Origin of the sequence: Mesorhizobium sp. M1365 (assembly GCF_040317865.1) — a bacterium.
Lineage (GTDB): Bacteria > Pseudomonadota > Alphaproteobacteria > Rhizobiales > Rhizobiaceae > Mesorhizobium.
Genome location: NZ_JAMYLG010000001.1, coordinates 1 through 15,416, shown reverse-complemented (window position 1 = coordinate 15,416; position 15,416 = coordinate 1). Strand labels below are relative to the sequence as shown.

The window sequence follows — 15,416 nt, the reverse complement described above, 5'->3', positions numbered from 1 at the left end:
CCCCGAGTTGAAACTCGCTCCGGCGAGTCAGCTGGCGTGGGTTTCGAGAACCGGAGCGCAGCGGACATTTGGGTCCGTGAGCACCGGAAGCGCAGAAAGCCGCGTCAGATGGCCGCCGGAGTAGAGTTTCAAACGGGCTTCAGCCGCCCGACTTCGGCACCAGCAACGGAATGACGCGATCGCTCTTGGCGACCGACGGTCGGCCCGCCGAACCGTAGGGAATCCCCAACGCATCCCATGTCTCGACCAGCGCGTCCTGCAGGGACGCAATCAACGCGTCCGAATGGAACGGTGTAGGCGTGATGCGCAGCCGCTCGGTGCCGCGCGGCACTGTCGGGTAGTTGATCGGCTGGATGTAGATGCCGTGCACACCGAGCAGGCGGTCGCTGGCCATCTTGCAGAGCTCGGGATCGCCGACCAGAAGGGGCACGATGTGGGTAGGCGACTCCATCACCGGCAGGCCGGCCGCGGCCAGCACTTGCTTGGTCCGTGTCGCCTGACGCAGCTGCGCATCGCGCTCGGCCTGCGAGCGCTTGAGATGGCGGATCGAGGTGGTTGCCGCGGCAGCGATCGCCGGCGGCAACGCCGTGGTGAAGATGAAGCCCGGCGCATAGGAGCGCACCGCGTCGATCACGGCGCTGGTGCCGGCGATGTAGCCGCCAAGCGTGCCGAACGCCTTGGCCAGCGTGCCCTCGATGATGTCGATGCGGTCGGCCAGCCCTTCGCGCTCGGTGATGCCGCCGCCGCGCGGCCCGTACATGCCGACGGCGTGGACCTCGTCGATGTAGGTCATGGCGTTGTAGCGCTCGGCGAGTTCGACGATCTGCTTGATCGGCGCGATGTCGCCGTCCATCGAATAGACGCTCTCGAAGACAATCAGCTTGGCGCGCTCGCGGCCGGCCGTCTGCAGCAGGCTTTCGAGATGCGCGACGTCGTTATGGCGGAAGATCTTCTTCTCGGCGCCCGAGCGCCGCACGCCCTCGATCATCGAAGCGTGGTTGAGCTCGTCCGAGATGATCAGGCAATTGGGAAGCAGCTTTGCAATGGTCGAGATCGACGCCTCGTTGGAAACGAAGCCGGAGGTGAAAACCAGTGCCGCTTCCTTGTCGTGCAGGTCGGCAAGCTCCAGTTCGAGCTCGACCAGCGGGTTGCTGGTGCCGGAGATGTTGCGGGTGCCGCCGGCCCCCGACCCCATCTTGCCTGCCGCCTTCTGGAACGCGGCAATGACGTCGGGATGCTGGCCCATGCCGAGATAGTCGTTGGAGCACCAGACGGTGATTTCCTCGGCGCGGCCATTGGCCCGCCAGATGGCGCGCGGGAATTTCCCGACGATACGCTCAAGGTCGGCGAAGACGCGGTAGCGACGCTCCGCATGGAGCTGGTCGATCGCTTCCTCGAAAAACCGCTGATAGTTCATGTCGCCTTCCCAGTTTTGCGCGGGATCATAGTCATTGGCCCATTCGTCGTCCACCTGGCCTTTTTGGTCAAAATGCCACGCCCCGAGCCTGTTCCTAACGACCACGGAACGTGGCCTATTCCCTTGATGTGGATCAATCTTGTTTCAGGACAATGCCACGCGCCGATGAGACTGGTTACCGCAGGTTTTAATGGCCTGGCGGCGGATTTTCCAGTACGGCGACGATTGAGACAGTTCCGATAAATCATGAATAGCGAGGATGCGGATGACGGTTTTGGTGACAGGCGGTGCCGGCTATATCGGTAGCCATATGGTCTGGGAATTGCTGGACACGGGCGACAGCGTCGTCGTCCTCGACCGGCTTTCTACCGGCTTTGAATGGGCGGTGGCCCCGGAAGCAAAGCTCGTCGTCGGCGACGTCGCCGACAGGGAACTGGTCGCTTCGATCATTCGCGACAATAAGATCGACGCGATCATCCATTTCGCCGGCTCGATCGTGGTCCCCGAATCGGTCGCTGACCCGCTTGCCTATTACGAGAACAATACCTGCAAGACGCGCACCTTGATCGAGACTGCGGTGCGCGAAGGCGTGCCCAATTTTATCTTTTCCTCGACCGCCGCCGTCTATGGCGGCGCCGGCCTGGAGCCGGTGCGCGAGGATGCCCGGCTTGCGCCGGAATCGCCCTATGGCCTGTCCAAGCTGATGAGCGAATGGATGCTGCGCGACGCGGCAAGTGCCCATGGGTTGCGCTATACGGCGCTGCGCTATTTCAACGTCGCCGGCGCCGATCCGAAGGGCCGCACCGGCCAGTCGACGCCCGGTGCCACGCATCTGATCAAGGTCGCCTGCGAGACGGCGCTCGGCAAGCGCCCCTTCATGCAGGTGTTCGGCACCGACTATCCGACGCCGGACGGCACCTGCATGCGCGACTATATCCACGTCAGCGACCTGGCGGCGGCGCATCGGCTGGCGCTTCAGCGGCTGCGTGCCGGCGGATCGAGCCTGGTCGCCAATTGTGGTTACAGCCACGGCTATTCGGTGCTCGAGGTCATCGACAGCGTCCGTCGCGTCTTCGGCCATGATTTCGACGTACGGATGGGCGATCGCCGCGCCGGCGACGCCGCCGCGGTCGTCGCCAATTCGGAGCTGGCGCGCGGCGAGCTCGGCTGGACCCCGCAGCGCGACAACCTTGACCGGATCGTTGCCGATGCGCTTGCCTGGGAGCGCATCCTGACCAGCAAGAATTCGGCTCTGGGGTGAAGTGGGCTCTCCGCAAAGGTTGGTTCAGCGCGCTGGGGGCGGAATGAAAATCCTGGTGCTTGGGGCCGGCGTCGTCGGTACGGCGGCGGCCTTTTATCTGGCCAGCGACGGCCATGAGGTGACGGTGATCGAGCGCCATCCGGCGGCGGCACGCGGCACCAGCCGGTCGAATGCCGGCCTGGTGTCGCCCGGGGATGCCACCGCCTGGGCCTCGCCCGCCGCGCTGAAGACGTTCCTGCGCGGCCTCTACAACCACGATCTCGGCATCAAGGTGCGGCTGCGCTTCGATCCGTATTTTTTCGCCTGGAGCCTGCGCTTCCTGCGCCAGTGCACGCATAAGCGCATGCGCGCCAACACCGACGTCAAGCTGCGTCTGGCGCTCTATTCGCGCGACTGCATCAACGCCGTCTCCGCCGAAACCGGCATCCACTATGACGAGCGCAAGAAAGGCATTCTGTATTTCTTCCGCTCGCAGCAGAGCTTTGATACCGGCACCGACAATTATCGTTATCTCGGCGAACACGGCCTGCCGATCGAGATCGTCGGCCGCGACCGGCTGGTCGAGCTCGAGCCCGGCCTTGCCGGCGCCAAGGACAAGATAGCCGGCGGCGTCTATTCGCCGATCGACCAGACCGGCGACTCCAGCCAATTCACGCAGAACCTCGCTGCCTATGCCGCCGAGAAACTCGGCGTCCAATTCCTCTACGGCACCACGGTCGAAGGCCTCGACATCGACGGCGACCGGGTGCGCGCCGTGATGACCTCGGCCGGCCCGGTGGCGGGTGACGCAGTGGTCATTTCCATGGGGCCGGAGAGCGGTCTGCTCGGCCGCCGCTACGGCATCGATCTGCCCGTGTATCCCGTGAAGGGCTATACCGTGACTGTTCCGCTGGAAGATGAAAGCAAGGGGCCGATCATGGGTGGCGCCGACGAGGACCGGCTGATCGGCTATTCCAGGCTGGGAAATCGGCTGCGGATGTCCTCGACGGCGGAGTTCACCGGGTTCGACCGCACGTTCAAGCCACGCGATTTCAACTCGATCCTGAACACCGCCAAGGACCTGTTCCCCGGCGCTTTCGACGAGAGCAAGGCCGAGCTCTGGGCTGGACTTCGCCCGATGATGCCGAACTCCGTGCCGGTCATCGGCCGGGCGCGGTACGACAATCTCTACCTCGACACCGGCCACGGCCATCTCGGCTGGACCATGGCCTGCGGCTCGGGAAAGTTCCTTGCCGATGTGGTCGCCGGCCGCAAGCCGGAGATCGATCCGCAAGGATTGCTCTACGCGGGCTAGGCATCTCCGGACATCAGGGCGGCATGAGCTCGGCGGTCAGGCTCGTTCGTCGACCGCCGAACGCCAGGAGCGCACGTAACTTGTCCAGAATGGATCGGCCGACGGTTCGGTCCTTTCGCCTCTGCCTTGCGGTGTCCCCTGGTCCGACGCCAGCAAGGCGGCGCCGATGCTGGTACCAGTCGCAGCCTCGGAGGCGATGACGCCACGCGCCGTCGCCGCAGCCAGCATGCGGGTGAACAGCCGGTTGCGGGCGAAGGGTCCTTCGACGATGGTTGGACCGTCCGCGCCGATCAGGTCGAGGCAGGTCGCGGTCATCAGCGCCAGGTAGAACGAGATGGTGACAAAGCGCTGGCCGACGCTCATACCGTCCGCGTTAAGCCATGATGCGGTATGATGCGGAAACGGGCCCGAACCCTGTTGGGTCGAGGGCAATAGGGACGTCTTGCGCGCCAGCACCGTGGCAACATCGTCTTCCGTCCAGTTCTCCGATTGGCCCTCGGTCAGCACGGAAAACTCGCGGCCACCCATGAAGCGCGCCGACGGCACGGGATCGCCGAGCGCGTTGACATTGACCAGCGTATCGCAGGCCGGGTCGAGCGCGATCTTGTTGCCGCCAACCGCCATCGACACCACCCAGGTGCCGGTCGAGACCACGGAGAAAGGCGGTCGGTCGGACAGGAGATGTGGCAGCAGCGAGGCGTTGGAATCGTGCAGGCCGCAAAACACCGGCGTTTGCGGGTCGAGCCCGGTCCGTGTCGCAAGCGCGGGCAGGATCGGCCCGAGGCGGTCCCTGGCCTGCCGCACCGGCGCCATTAGCCGGCGCCATTGCAGCCGGTCGACCAGCGACGAAAAATCCGCTTTCCACGGGTTCCACAGATCGGTGTGGCAGCCGAGCGAAGTCACCTCGCTGGCGGCGACGCCGGTCAGGCGCAAGGCCCAGTATTGCGGATACATCAGGATCGCGGCGGTTCTGGCGAAATCCGCCGGAAAGCGCTTCTGCTGCCAGAACAGCTGCGCGCCGAGATTGAGGCCGGCCGGCAGGCGCGGCGTGCCGGTCTCGGAGAACGCCGGACGGATCGTGTCATAGTCCCCGGCAAGGGCATCCGGACCGTCGAATTCGTAGTCGAGCACCGGCAGCGCCAGTTCGCCTGATGCGTCGACCAGCACGGACGTTGCGCCATGGGTGGTGATCGATATCGCATCGATGCGCTGCTCGCAGTCGATCTCGGCCAGGCTGCCAAGGATAAACGCCCATAACCGCTCGACGTCATGGTGCGGGTATGGGCCTTGCCGAACCGGCTCGTTCACCATCCTGCGCAGCGCGACTTCGCTTGCTGCGGCAAGATCGACCAGCGCCACCTTGGCGTTGGTCTTGCCGATATCGATGACGGCGACGTGGCGGGTCATTCCATATGGAACATTGTTTCCAGCGGCACCGCCACCGGCTCGTTGTTCGGCTTGGTCTCCATGATGTCCGCCATCTCGGCCCACCAACGCTGCATCACCGGATGCTTCGGCAATTCGTCCATGCCGTGGTCGTCACGGCGCCACAGCACGCCGAACAAGGTGTTGGTCTCTTCGTCGAGATGGATCGAGTAATCGGAGATACCGGCCTGCTTGAGCAGCGCGACCAGCGACGGCCAGATGTCGTCGTGGCGCTTCTTGTATTCGGCCTTCATGCCCGGATTGAGCTTCATCTTGAACGCGTATTTCTCCGGCATCAGGCAAAGCGCTCCCGCCGTACTCGCCGCCACAGGATCGGCAGCGCGATGACGATGATCAGCAGCAGGCCGATGAAGATCGACATAACGATCCCTGGCACATTGAGCAGGCCGAGGCCGAAGGTCACCAGCCCCATGATGAAGGCCGCGAGCACCACGCCCACTATGCTGCCGGCCCCGCCCAAGATGCTGACGCCACCAAGCACCACCATGGTGATGACTTCCAGCTCGTAGCCCTGCGCGATCGACGGCCGGGTCGAGCCGAGCCGCGATGTGATCAGCACTGAGGCGATGCCCGCCATCAGGCCGGTCAGGCAAAACAGGATGAATTTGATACGGCCGACGCGTACGCCGGAAAACTGCGCCGCGACCGGGTTGTTACCGATGGCAAAGACCCGGCGGCCGAAGCTCGTCCGGTGCAGAAGGAACCAGTAGACGACTGCCGCGACCAGGAAAAGCGTCAGTTCGAACGACACCACCCACCAGACATACCCCTGGCCGAAGAAGGCGAAGCTCGCGGGATAGCCTTTGTAGGCCTGGTCGCCGAGGATGATGAAGGCAATGCCGCGAAACAGGCTCATCGTGCCGATGGTGACGACGATCGACGGCAAGCCGAGCCTGGTGACGAGCAGTCCGTTGAAGGCGCCGCAGCCGAGCCCGACGACGAGGCCGATTGCCACCAGTTCAGGCATGCCGGCGCCGGCCTGCACCGCCATGCCCATCATTGTTGAAGCCAGCGCGATGATGGCGGCCACCGACAGGTCGATTTCGCCGGAGATGATCAGCAGCGCCATGGCCAGCGCGATCAGCGCCTTTTCCGTGAAGTTGAAGGTCAGGTCCGACAACGACCACGCGTCGAGGAAGTAGGGCGAGGCAAAGCTGTTGACGGCAAAGATGGCAACCGCCACGACGACCAGCAGCGCCTCCCATGAGAAGATCGCCGACGTCAGCGGCTTGTCGAGCCGATCGGGAATGTGGCGTGGGGCAGGGGTGTCGGTCATGCCGCTTCCGCTTTCTTGAGGATGATGCGGCCTTGCCGGCGTTCGCCGCGCGCGTTGAGCACCACGGCCAGGATGATGGCGCTGCCTGAAATCGCCATCTGCCAGAAGGGCGAGATATTGATGACCGGCAGCGCGTTGGAGATGATGCCGAGGAACAGCGCGCCGAGCACGGCGCCGCCGACCGAACCGATGCCGCCGGCAATCGAAATGCCGCCGATGACGCAGGCGGCGATGATGTTGAGCTCATAGCCGTTGGCGACCTCGACCGAGGCGATGACGTAGCGCGAAATCCACAGATAGCCGCAGAGGCCGCCGATCATCCCCGAGATGCAGAAGACGATGAATTTCGTCCGTCCGACATCGATGCCGGCATAGACCGATGCGGTCGGGTTGACGCCGATGGCATAGATCGAGCGGCCGAGCGCGGTGCGCGTCATCACGAGGAAGAACAGCGCAATAACCAGCAGGGCGATCCACGACAGTACCGGAATGCCGATGAAAGCCGCGCGCTGCAGGCCGATGAAATCAGCGCTCATCTGGTCGGCGTTGACCCAGGCGCCGCCTGAAATGACGAACGTGGCGCCGCGGTAGATGGTGAGGGTGCCGAGCGTTACCACGATCGAGGGAATGTTCAGCCGCCATACCAGCAGACCGTTGATAGCGCCGAGCACCAGGCCGACCAGCAGTGCGATGACGATCAGCAGCGGGATCGGGATCGCCGGATGCGCGGCGTTCAGCATTGCCACCACCATGCCGGTGAAGCAGAGATTTGAAGCCATCGACAGGTCGATCGAGCGGGTCAGGATGACGACCATCTGGCCGAGCGCCAGGATCATCAGGATCGACGTGTCGTTGAACACCTGGCGCAGGTTGGCCGGATCGGCAAAACGTGGAAACCGCGTGGAGATCAGCCCGATCAGCACGACGATTGCCGCCAGCAGCCAGACCTCGCGGTGTTTGAGAAGAGCCTTCATGCCGCGATCCCCGCTGCCGTCCTGACCAAGGTTTCGGCGTCGAGCCCTTTATTGTCGTAGACCGCGGCAATGCGGCCCTCGCGCATAACGACGACGCGGTCCGACATGCCGAGGATTTCCGGCAATTCGGACGACACCATGATCACCGACAGGCCTTGCGCGACGAGCTCGGCCATGAAGCCGTGCACGGCCGCCTTCGAGCCGATGTCGATGCCCTTGGTCGGCTCGTCCAGGATGATCACCTTGGGCGCGGTCGCCAGCCATTTGGCGATGACGATCTTCTGCTGGTTGCCGCCCGACAGCGTGCCGACGTCCTGGCTGAGCGAGGAGGCGCGCAGATCGAGCCGCTCGGTGTAGGAGCGGGCCAGCGCGAACTCTTCGGCCAGCCGCAATATGCCGGATTTGGATGTGCGTTTGAGCGAGGGCAGCGAGACATTCTGGAAGATCGGCAGGCCGATCACCACGCCTTGCTTGCCGCGCTCCTCCGGCACATAGACGATGCCGGCGTCGATCGAATCCGCCGCCGATTTCGGCGCGATTGCCTTACCCTCCAGCGTGATCGTGCCGCCGCTGGTGCGGGTGATGCCTGATATCGCCTGCATCACCTCGCTGCGCCCGGCGCCGACAAGGCCGTAGAAGCCGAGGATTTCGCCCCTGTGCAGCTCGAAGCCTATGTCGTCGAACTCGGTCGGGTGCGACAGGCCGGAGACGGCCAGCACCGGCGCGCCGATCTCGGCCTTGCGCTGCGGAAAGATGTGATCGACCGAGCGGCCGACCATCATGCGCACGATCTGGCTCTGGCCGGCGTCCTTGATCAGGCCTTCGCCGACCATCTCGCCGTCCCGGAACACGGTATAGCGGTCGGCGATGTGGTAGATCTCATCGAATTTGTGGCTGATGAACAGGATCGCCTTGCCGTCGCTCTTGAGGAATTCGATCAGCAGGAAAAGCTCTTCGATCTCCTTCATCGAAAGCGCTGCCGTCGGCTCGTCCATGATGACGATCCGCGCGTCGATGGACATGGCGCGGGCAACCGCGACTAGGTGCTTGTTGGCAATGCCGAGATCCTTCAGCCTGGCGTCGGCGTCGATATGGCCGGCGCCCATCGTGTCGAGCACCTCGCGGGCATTCTTGCGCATGGTGCGCCAGTCGATGGTTTTGAAACGCGTGCGCGGCGCATGGCCGAGGAAGATGTTTTCGGCCACCGTCAGGTCGTCGAACAGCACGGTTTCCTGGTGGATGGCGGTGATGCCATGCCCGAACGCGGCGTGGGCGCTGGGCAGTGTGACCGGCTGGCCGTCGATGCTGATCGTGCCAGCATCCGGCTGGTAGATGCCGGTCATGATCTTGACCAGCGTCGACTTGCCGGCGCCGTTTTCGCCGATCAGCGCGGTTACCTGGCCGGGATAGAGCGACAGGCCGACATTGTGCAGCGCCCGCACGCCGGGAAAGCTTTTCGAGATGCCGGACAGCGTCAGGCGCGGTCCGGATGACAAAGGCGCTTGATGTGCCACTTCGTGCTGGGCTGTCGTGTCCATGATCGTATCAAGCCCTAGCAAGGTTCGTTTGAAAGCGCGGCGGAACCTGAGCCCCGCCGCACCGTTTCGAAGGTCCCAGGATCAATAGATCTTGGAGAACTTTTCGATGTTCGACTTGTCGAACTGGAAGGGCGGAGCCATCGCAGCCGAGTTGGTGTCGTCGAGCGTGACCTTGCCGACGCGGCCGATCGACAGCGTAGCACCGGGCTTGGCCTCTTCCTTCTTCACCGCCAGGTCGTGGGCGAGGTAGACGGCGGAGTAGCCGAGATCGATCGGGTTCCACAGCGCAACCGCCTGGCTGGCGCCATTGTCGATGAACTTTTTGAACTCCGACGGCAGCGCCAGGCCGGTGACGTTGACCTTGCCGATCAGGCCTTCATCGGTCACCACCTGCGCGGCGGCAACGACGCCGACCGTGGTCGGTGCGATGATCGCCTTGAGGTTCGGATAGGACTTCAGCAGGCCCTTGGCTTCGTCCGTGCTCTTGGCCGAGTCGTCGTCGCCATAGACGGTGGCGACGAGCTTGATCTTGGGGAACTTCTCCGGCAGCACCTTCTTGGCCGCGTCGATCCAGGCATTCTGGTTGGTCGCGGTCGAAGAAGCCGACAGGATGGCGACATCGCCGCCTTCCGGCAGGTAGTCGGCGGCCAGCTTGATGATGGTCTCGCCGATCAGGTTGGTATCGGAGGGGTTGAGGTGAAGCTGGCGTCCTTCCGGCGCGACGCCTGAATCCCACGAGATGACGGTAATGCCGCGCTGCATCGCCTTCTTCAGCACTGGCACCAGCGCGTCGGCGTCGTTCGCCGAAATGGCGATGGCATTGACCTTCTGGGCGATCAGCGAATTGACCACTTCGATCTGCGCTTCGGCGGTCGCCTTGGTCGGGCCGGTGTAGATGATGTCGACATCGCCGAGCTCCTTGGCCGCCTCTTCGGCGCCCTTGTTGGCGGCGTCGAAGAAGCCGTTGCCGAGCGACTTCACCACCAGCGCGATCTTGACGTTTTCGGCGTAGGCGGCATTCACGAACATGGCGGCGGAGAACGCCGCCGTAACCATCAGTTTCTTCAGAAAGCTCATCGAATATCCTCCCTTGAGCGTTGCATTCCATCGCCGCTGCGGGCGCGAGGGGTTCTCAGGCCTGCAGCGAAGATTCTTCCTTGTTGGTTGCCGTTGTGCGGGCGATGATCAGCGTCACGCCGGCGGTCTCCAGCATCTTGGCTTCGCGATCCTCGATGGCGTCGTCGGTGATCACCGTGGCGATGCGCGACAGGCCGCACAGGATCAGGCTCGAGCGTTTGCGGAACTTCGAGGAATCGACCAGCACCACCAATTCGTCTGCCTGGTCGATCAGTTTCTGCTCGGCCTGGATCAGCAGCGGGTCGCCTTCCATAAGACCGAGCGGCCCCAGCCCTTGCGCGCCCATGAACATGCGGCGCGCGTAGAAATTGCGCGTCACGTCATTGTCGAACGGCGACAGGATGATGTTCTGCTCGCGGTAGATGGTGCCGCCCGACAGCATCACCGTGTTCTTGGAGTGCCTGAGCAAATGCTCCGCGATCGGGAAGGAATTGGTGAAGATCGGCATGCGGCGGCCGGTCAGGAAATGCACCATCTGGAAGGTGGTGGTGCCGCCATTGATGATGATCGGCTCGCCGTCCTTGCACAGTTCGACGGCTTCCCGCGCGATTGCCCGCTTCTGCGAAGCGTTGATGGTCTCGTTGACGGAAAAGGGCCGGCCGGCAAGGCCGATGAACTGCGGCGGCGAAAGCGCCTCGGCGCCGCCGCGCACCCGGCGCAGCCGTTTTTGCACATGCAATGCCGCGATGTCGCGCCGGATCGTCGCCTCCGACGACTCCGTCAGGTCGACCATCTCCTGCACCGTCACCACAGGCTTTTCCTGGACGGCGGACAGAATGATCCTGTGGCGCTCTTTCTCGTGCATGGTTCCTCCCTGCCGGAGCATCTAGTCACCCAAAGCGCGCAGTGTCAATCATTTCCGATCAGATAATTTCATTGTGCAATGCAATATGACTGATATTGATCGTTTGTGATTGACAAGGCCGCTGCTTGCGTAGAAATTCGTACAAAAGGGACCCGCGCCGTTTGCGTGTCCCAAAGGGAGGATACCTATGCTCGACAAGCGCTCCGGCACGCGCCTCGCCAATCTTTGGGATGACGCAAAAGCGCAAGCAATGAGCGAGCCCGAACGTCTGGTCTATCGCTCGAATGTTCTTGGCTCCGACAAGCGCGTCACCAATTATGGCGGCGGCAACACCTCCTCCAAGATCTGGCAAAACGATCCGCTCACCGGCGAGAGCGTGGAAGTGCTGTGGGTCAAGGGCTCGGGCGGCGACAGCGCCTCGATCAAGCTCGACGGCTTCGCCACGCTCTACATGGACAAATTGCGGGCGCTGAAAGGTCTCTATCGCGGCCTCGAACATGAAGACGAGATGGTCGGCTATCTGCCCCATTGCACCTTCAACCTCAACCCGCGTGCGGCTTCCATCGACACGCCGCTGCATGCCTTCGTGCCGAAGCCTTTTGTCGACCATATGCATCCCGATGCCATCATCGCCATTGCCGCCGCCAAGGATTCGCAGGCGCTGACCAAGGAGATCTTCGGCGACACGATCGGCTGGCTGCCATGGAAACGTCCGGGCTTCGAGCTCGGCCTGTGGCTGGAGAAATTCTGCCGCGAAAACCCCGAAGCCAAGGGTGTCGTACTGGCCAGTCATGGCCTGTTCAGCTGGGGCGACACACCGAAGGAATGCTACGAGACGACGATCTCGGTGATCAACCAGGCGATCGACTGGTTCGAGCGCAAGAGCCAGGGCAAGCCGATTTTCGGCGGCGAAGTAGTCAAATCCCTCGATGCGCCTGCGCGTCGCGCCGCGGCCGCAAAACTGATGCCGAGGATCCGTGGCCTGATCTCGGAGAACAGCCACAAGCTCGGCCATTTCGACGATTCCCCTGCCGTGCTCGAATTCGTCAATTCCAGGGATTTGCGGCCGCTGGCGGCACTCGGCACGTCCTGCCCGGACCACTTCCTGCGAACCAAGATCCGGCCGCTGGTCATCGAGTTCGACCCCCAAAATCCCGACGTCGATGCCGTCATTGCCCGTCTTGCCGATGATGTGGCGGAGTATCGCGTCGGCTACCGGGCCTATTATGACCGCTGCAAGCACGCGGATTCGCCACCGGTGCGCGATCCGAACGCCGTCGTCTATCTGATGCCCGGCGTTGGCATGTTCACCTTCGCCGGCGACAAGGCGACGGCGCGCATATCGGGCGAGTTCTACGTCAACGCCATCAACGTCATGCGCGGTGCCTCGACGGTCTCGACCTATGTCGGCCTGCCCGACCAGGAAGCCTTCGACATCGAATACTGGCTGCTCGAAGAGGCAAAGCTGCAGCGCCTGCCGAAACCAAAGGCTCTTGCCGGCCAGATTGCGCTGGTCACCGGCGGCGCCGGCGGCATTGGCCGGGCCACCGCCAACCGGCTGCTGCGCGAGGGCGCGTGCGTCGTGCTGGCCGATATCGACGAAGCAGCCCTTGCCGGCGCCAATGACGAGCTTGCCAAGGCCTATGGCAAGGATTTCGTGCGGCCCGTAGTCATCAACGTCACGTCCGAGGATCAGGTGATCTCCGGCTTTGCCGAAACGGCGGTCGAATTCGGCGGCATCGATATTCTGGTCTCCAATGCCGGCCTGGCCTCCTCGGCGCCGATCGAGGACACCACGCTGACGCTGTGGAACAAGAACATGGACATCCTGTCGACCGGCTATTTCCTGGTTTCGCGGGAGGCGTTCCGGCTGTTTCGGGCGCAGAAGATCGGCGGCAACGTCGTCTTCGTCGCCTCCAAGAATGGGCTTGCCGCATCGCCAAACGCCGCCGCCTATTGCACTGCCAAGGCCGCCGAAATCCATCTGGCACGCTGCCTGGCGCTGGAAGGCGCGGAAGCGCAGATCAGGGTCAATGTCGTCAACCCCGACGCCGTGCTGCGCGGCTCGAAGATCTGGAGCGGCGAATGGAAGGAACAGCGCGCCGCCGCCTACAAGATGTCGACCGACGATCTCGAGGAGCACTACCGCTCGCGTTCGATGCTGAAGCGGTCGGTGTTCCCCGAAGACATCGCCGAGGCGATCTATTTCTTCGCCTCCGATATGTCGGCCAAATCGACCGGTAACATCATCAACGTCGACGCCGGCAACGCACAGAGCTTTACGCGATAAGCAGTCGTTTGAGGGTTGGCGCCGACGCCGGAGCTTTACCCTTCTCCCCGTTACCATACGGGGAGAAGGTGCCGGCAGGCGGATGAGGGGCAGCGCCAACCGAACGCATTTGGGAGGAAACTTTAGTGTCCGAAACCATCATCTCCGCCGATGTTGTCGAGAAAGATAATGCCGCGCGCAACGCCAATCTCAAGCGCGACTACGAGTCCCTCGGCGAGCGCCTCGACCGCCGCGGCATCGCCATCGACGCCATCCGCGACAAGGTCGAGAAATTCGCCGTCGCCATCCCGTCCTGGGGCGTCGGCACCGGCGGCACCCGCTTTGCCCGCTTTCCCGGCGCCGGAGAGCCGCGTGACATTTTCGACAAGATCGAGGACTGCGCCGTCATCCGGCAATTGACGCAGGCGACGCCGACCGTCTCGCTGCATATTCCCTGGGACAAGGCCGATCCGAACCGGCTGAAGCAGGCGGCATCCCGCTTCGGCCTCGGCTTCGACGCCATCAACTCCAACACCTTCTCCGACGCCAGGGACCAAAAACTTTCCTATAAATTCGGCTCGCTGTCGCATGCCGATGCAGCGACACGCCGGCAGGCGGTCGAGCATAATCTCGAATGCATCGAGATCGGCAGGACGCTGGGCTCCAAAGCGCTGACGGTATGGATCGGTGACGGCTCGAACTTTCCCGGCCAGGTCAATTTCGCCAAGGCATTCGAGCGCTATCTCGACGCGATGAAGGAGATCTATGCCGGACTGCCGGACGGCTGGAAACTGTTCACCGAGCACAAGATGTACGAGCCGGCCTTCTATTCGACCGTCGTGCAGGATTGGGGCACCAACTACATCATCGCCAACGAGCTTGGCGACAAGGCGTTCTGTCTGGTCGACCTTGGCCATCACGCCCCCAACGTCAACATCGAGATGATCGTGTCGCGACTGATCCAGTTCAAGAAACTTGGCGGCTTCCATTTCAACGATTCGAAATATGGCGACGACGATCTCGACGCCGGCTCGATCGATCCCTACCGGCTGTTCCTCGTCTTCAATGAACTGGTCGATGCCGAGCTTGCCGGTGCCGAAGGTTTCGATCCGGCCCACATGCTCGACCAGAGCCATAACGTCACCGATCCGATAGAAAGCCTGATGTTGTCGGCGGTCGAGGTGCAGCGCGCCTATGCGCAGGCGCTGCTGGTCGACCGCAAGGCGCTCGAAGGCTTCCAGGACGCTAATGACGCGCTGATGGCGACGCAGACGCTGAAGACAGCCTATCGCACCGACGTCGAGCCTATCCTTGCCATGGCGCGGCTGAAGACCGGCGGCGCCATCGATCCGGTCGCCGCCTACCGCGCCGCCGGCTACCGGGCGAAGGTCGCAGCCGAACGGCCGGCGGTGGCGAGCGTCGGCGGCGGGATTGTTTGATATTGGCTGAAAAACGAAAACCCGCCTAAGGCGGGTCGTCGGTGCGAATCAATCGCGATTGTTGCGTTTATAAGCCCAGGCTTGGGCGGACCGCATTCCAGTCTTCCCAAGCATTCTCAAGCCTGATGTCATCATAGCCGCGCTTCTCCGCCACCTGCGCGGCGACGTCGTATGGCATCGCCATGCATGCGGCGCTGTCCCTGATCGCCACGACTTCGTCCTCAGTCAAAGGCGAGCCCTTTTGCTGTTCGCGATTGAGCAGAACCGCCACAAGCGATGGGATCGCTACCAAAACCAACTGCTCATCGGTCACGTCAGATTCTCTGTCGGCTTGTACTTCACCAGCTTCTTGAGCCGCTCGCCCAGGGGCTTCTCGTCGTCGCGTTCAGGCCCGCGGGCTACGTCCTTGAAGTTGTGGATCTGGGATTGCTTCGGATCAGCCATGCTTACGCCTGTACCATGCTCAGTGGCTGCGGCCTATCCTTGCCATGGCGCGGCTGAAGACCGGCGGCGCCATCGATCCGGTCGCCGCCTACCGCGCCGCCGGCTACCGGGCGAAG

Annotated in this window: 14 protein-coding genes; 4 read left to right on the top strand and 10 right to left on the bottom strand. The window is 63.1% G+C overall.

The window, feature by feature from the left end; genetic code table 11:
* Positions 1-139: 139 nt before the first annotated feature.
* On the bottom strand, positions 140-1,417 hold the full coding sequence (gene hemA, locus NKH04_RS00070) for a 5-aminolevulinate synthase (RefSeq protein WP_352488572.1): 1,278 nt from the start codon (positions 1,415-1,417) through the stop codon (positions 140-142).
* 265 nt (positions 1,418-1,682) lie between these two features.
* On the opposite strand from hemA, the gene galE reads away from it, so the two are divergent.
* Positions 1,683-2,678 (top strand): UDP-glucose 4-epimerase GalE, encoded by a 996-nt coding sequence (galE, locus tag NKH04_RS00065; protein ID WP_352977778.1) that lies wholly within the window; start codon positions 1,683-1,685, stop codon positions 2,676-2,678.
* Positions 2,679-2,721: 43 nt separating this feature from the next.
* Complete coding sequence (locus NKH04_RS00060; protein ID WP_352851863.1) at positions 2,722-3,972, top strand: D-amino acid dehydrogenase; 1,251 nt, start codon at positions 2,722-2,724, stop codon at positions 3,970-3,972.
* 36 nt (positions 3,973-4,008) lie between these two features.
* On the opposite strand, the gene NKH04_RS00055 is transcribed toward NKH04_RS00060, so the two are convergent.
* The 7 genes from NKH04_RS00055 to NKH04_RS00025 form a co-directional block, all read right to left on the bottom strand.
* Entirely contained in the window at positions 4,009-5,379 is a 1,371-nt protein-coding gene (locus tag NKH04_RS00055) for an FGGY-family carbohydrate kinase (protein WP_353043890.1), read from the bottom strand.
* Positions 5,376-5,693 (bottom strand): L-rhamnose mutarotase, encoded by a 318-nt coding sequence (gene rhaM / locus NKH04_RS00050; RefSeq protein WP_352470130.1) that lies wholly within the window; start codon positions 5,691-5,693, stop codon positions 5,376-5,378. Before rhaM ends, NKH04_RS00055 begins: the two co-directional genes overlap by 4 nt.
* Positions 5,693-6,694: an ABC transporter permease gene (locus NKH04_RS00045; RefSeq protein ID WP_352541322.1), complete on the bottom strand. Its 1,002-nt coding sequence runs from the start codon at positions 6,692-6,694 to the stop codon at positions 5,693-5,695. The genes rhaM and NKH04_RS00045 overlap by 1 nt, the downstream gene beginning before the upstream one ends.
* A complete protein-coding gene (locus tag NKH04_RS00040; RefSeq protein ID WP_353043889.1) occupies positions 6,691-7,668 on the bottom strand; it encodes an ABC transporter permease in 978 nt (325 codons plus the stop codon). Before NKH04_RS00040 ends, NKH04_RS00045 begins: the two co-directional genes overlap by 4 nt.
* A complete protein-coding gene (locus tag NKH04_RS00035; RefSeq protein WP_353043888.1) occupies positions 7,665-9,206 on the bottom strand; it encodes a sugar ABC transporter ATP-binding protein in 1,542 nt (513 codons plus the stop codon). The genes NKH04_RS00040 and NKH04_RS00035 overlap by 4 nt, the downstream gene beginning before the upstream one ends.
* 81 nt (positions 9,207-9,287) lie before the next feature.
* Positions 9,288-10,283 carry a rhamnose ABC transporter substrate-binding protein gene (rhaS, locus tag NKH04_RS00030; RefSeq protein WP_352448664.1) on the bottom strand — a complete coding sequence of 332 codons (996 nt, stop codon included), beginning with the start codon at positions 10,281-10,283 and terminating at the stop codon, positions 9,288-9,290.
* A gap of 55 nt (positions 10,284-10,338) precedes the next feature.
* Positions 10,339-11,148: a DeoR/GlpR family DNA-binding transcription regulator gene (locus NKH04_RS00025; protein ID WP_352488252.1), complete on the bottom strand. Its 810-nt coding sequence runs from the start codon at positions 11,146-11,148 to the stop codon at positions 10,339-10,341.
* Between the two features lie 187 nt (positions 11,149-11,335).
* Between NKH04_RS00025 and NKH04_RS00020 the strand changes: the two genes are divergently transcribed.
* Positions 11,336-13,438 (top strand): bifunctional rhamnulose-1-phosphate aldolase/short-chain dehydrogenase, encoded by a 2,103-nt coding sequence (locus NKH04_RS00020; protein ID WP_353043887.1) that lies wholly within the window; start codon positions 11,336-11,338, stop codon positions 13,436-13,438.
* 125 nt (positions 13,439-13,563) lie between these two features.
* Positions 13,564-14,856, top strand: coding sequence for an L-rhamnose catabolism isomerase (gene rhaI / locus NKH04_RS00015; protein WP_352470137.1), 1,293 nt, complete (start codon positions 13,564-13,566; stop codon positions 14,854-14,856).
* A gap of 67 nt (positions 14,857-14,923) precedes the next feature.
* Here rhaI and NKH04_RS00010 read toward each other — a convergent pair whose 3' ends face one another.
* Complete coding sequence (locus tag NKH04_RS00010) at positions 14,924-15,169, bottom strand: hypothetical protein (RefSeq protein ID WP_352813658.1); 246 nt, start codon at positions 15,167-15,169, stop codon at positions 14,924-14,926.
* Positions 15,166-15,300, bottom strand: coding sequence for a hypothetical protein (locus NKH04_RS00005; protein WP_352470139.1), 135 nt, complete (start codon positions 15,298-15,300; stop codon positions 15,166-15,168). Before NKH04_RS00005 ends, NKH04_RS00010 begins: the two co-directional genes overlap by 4 nt.
* Positions 15,301-15,416: the final 116 nt, after the last annotated feature.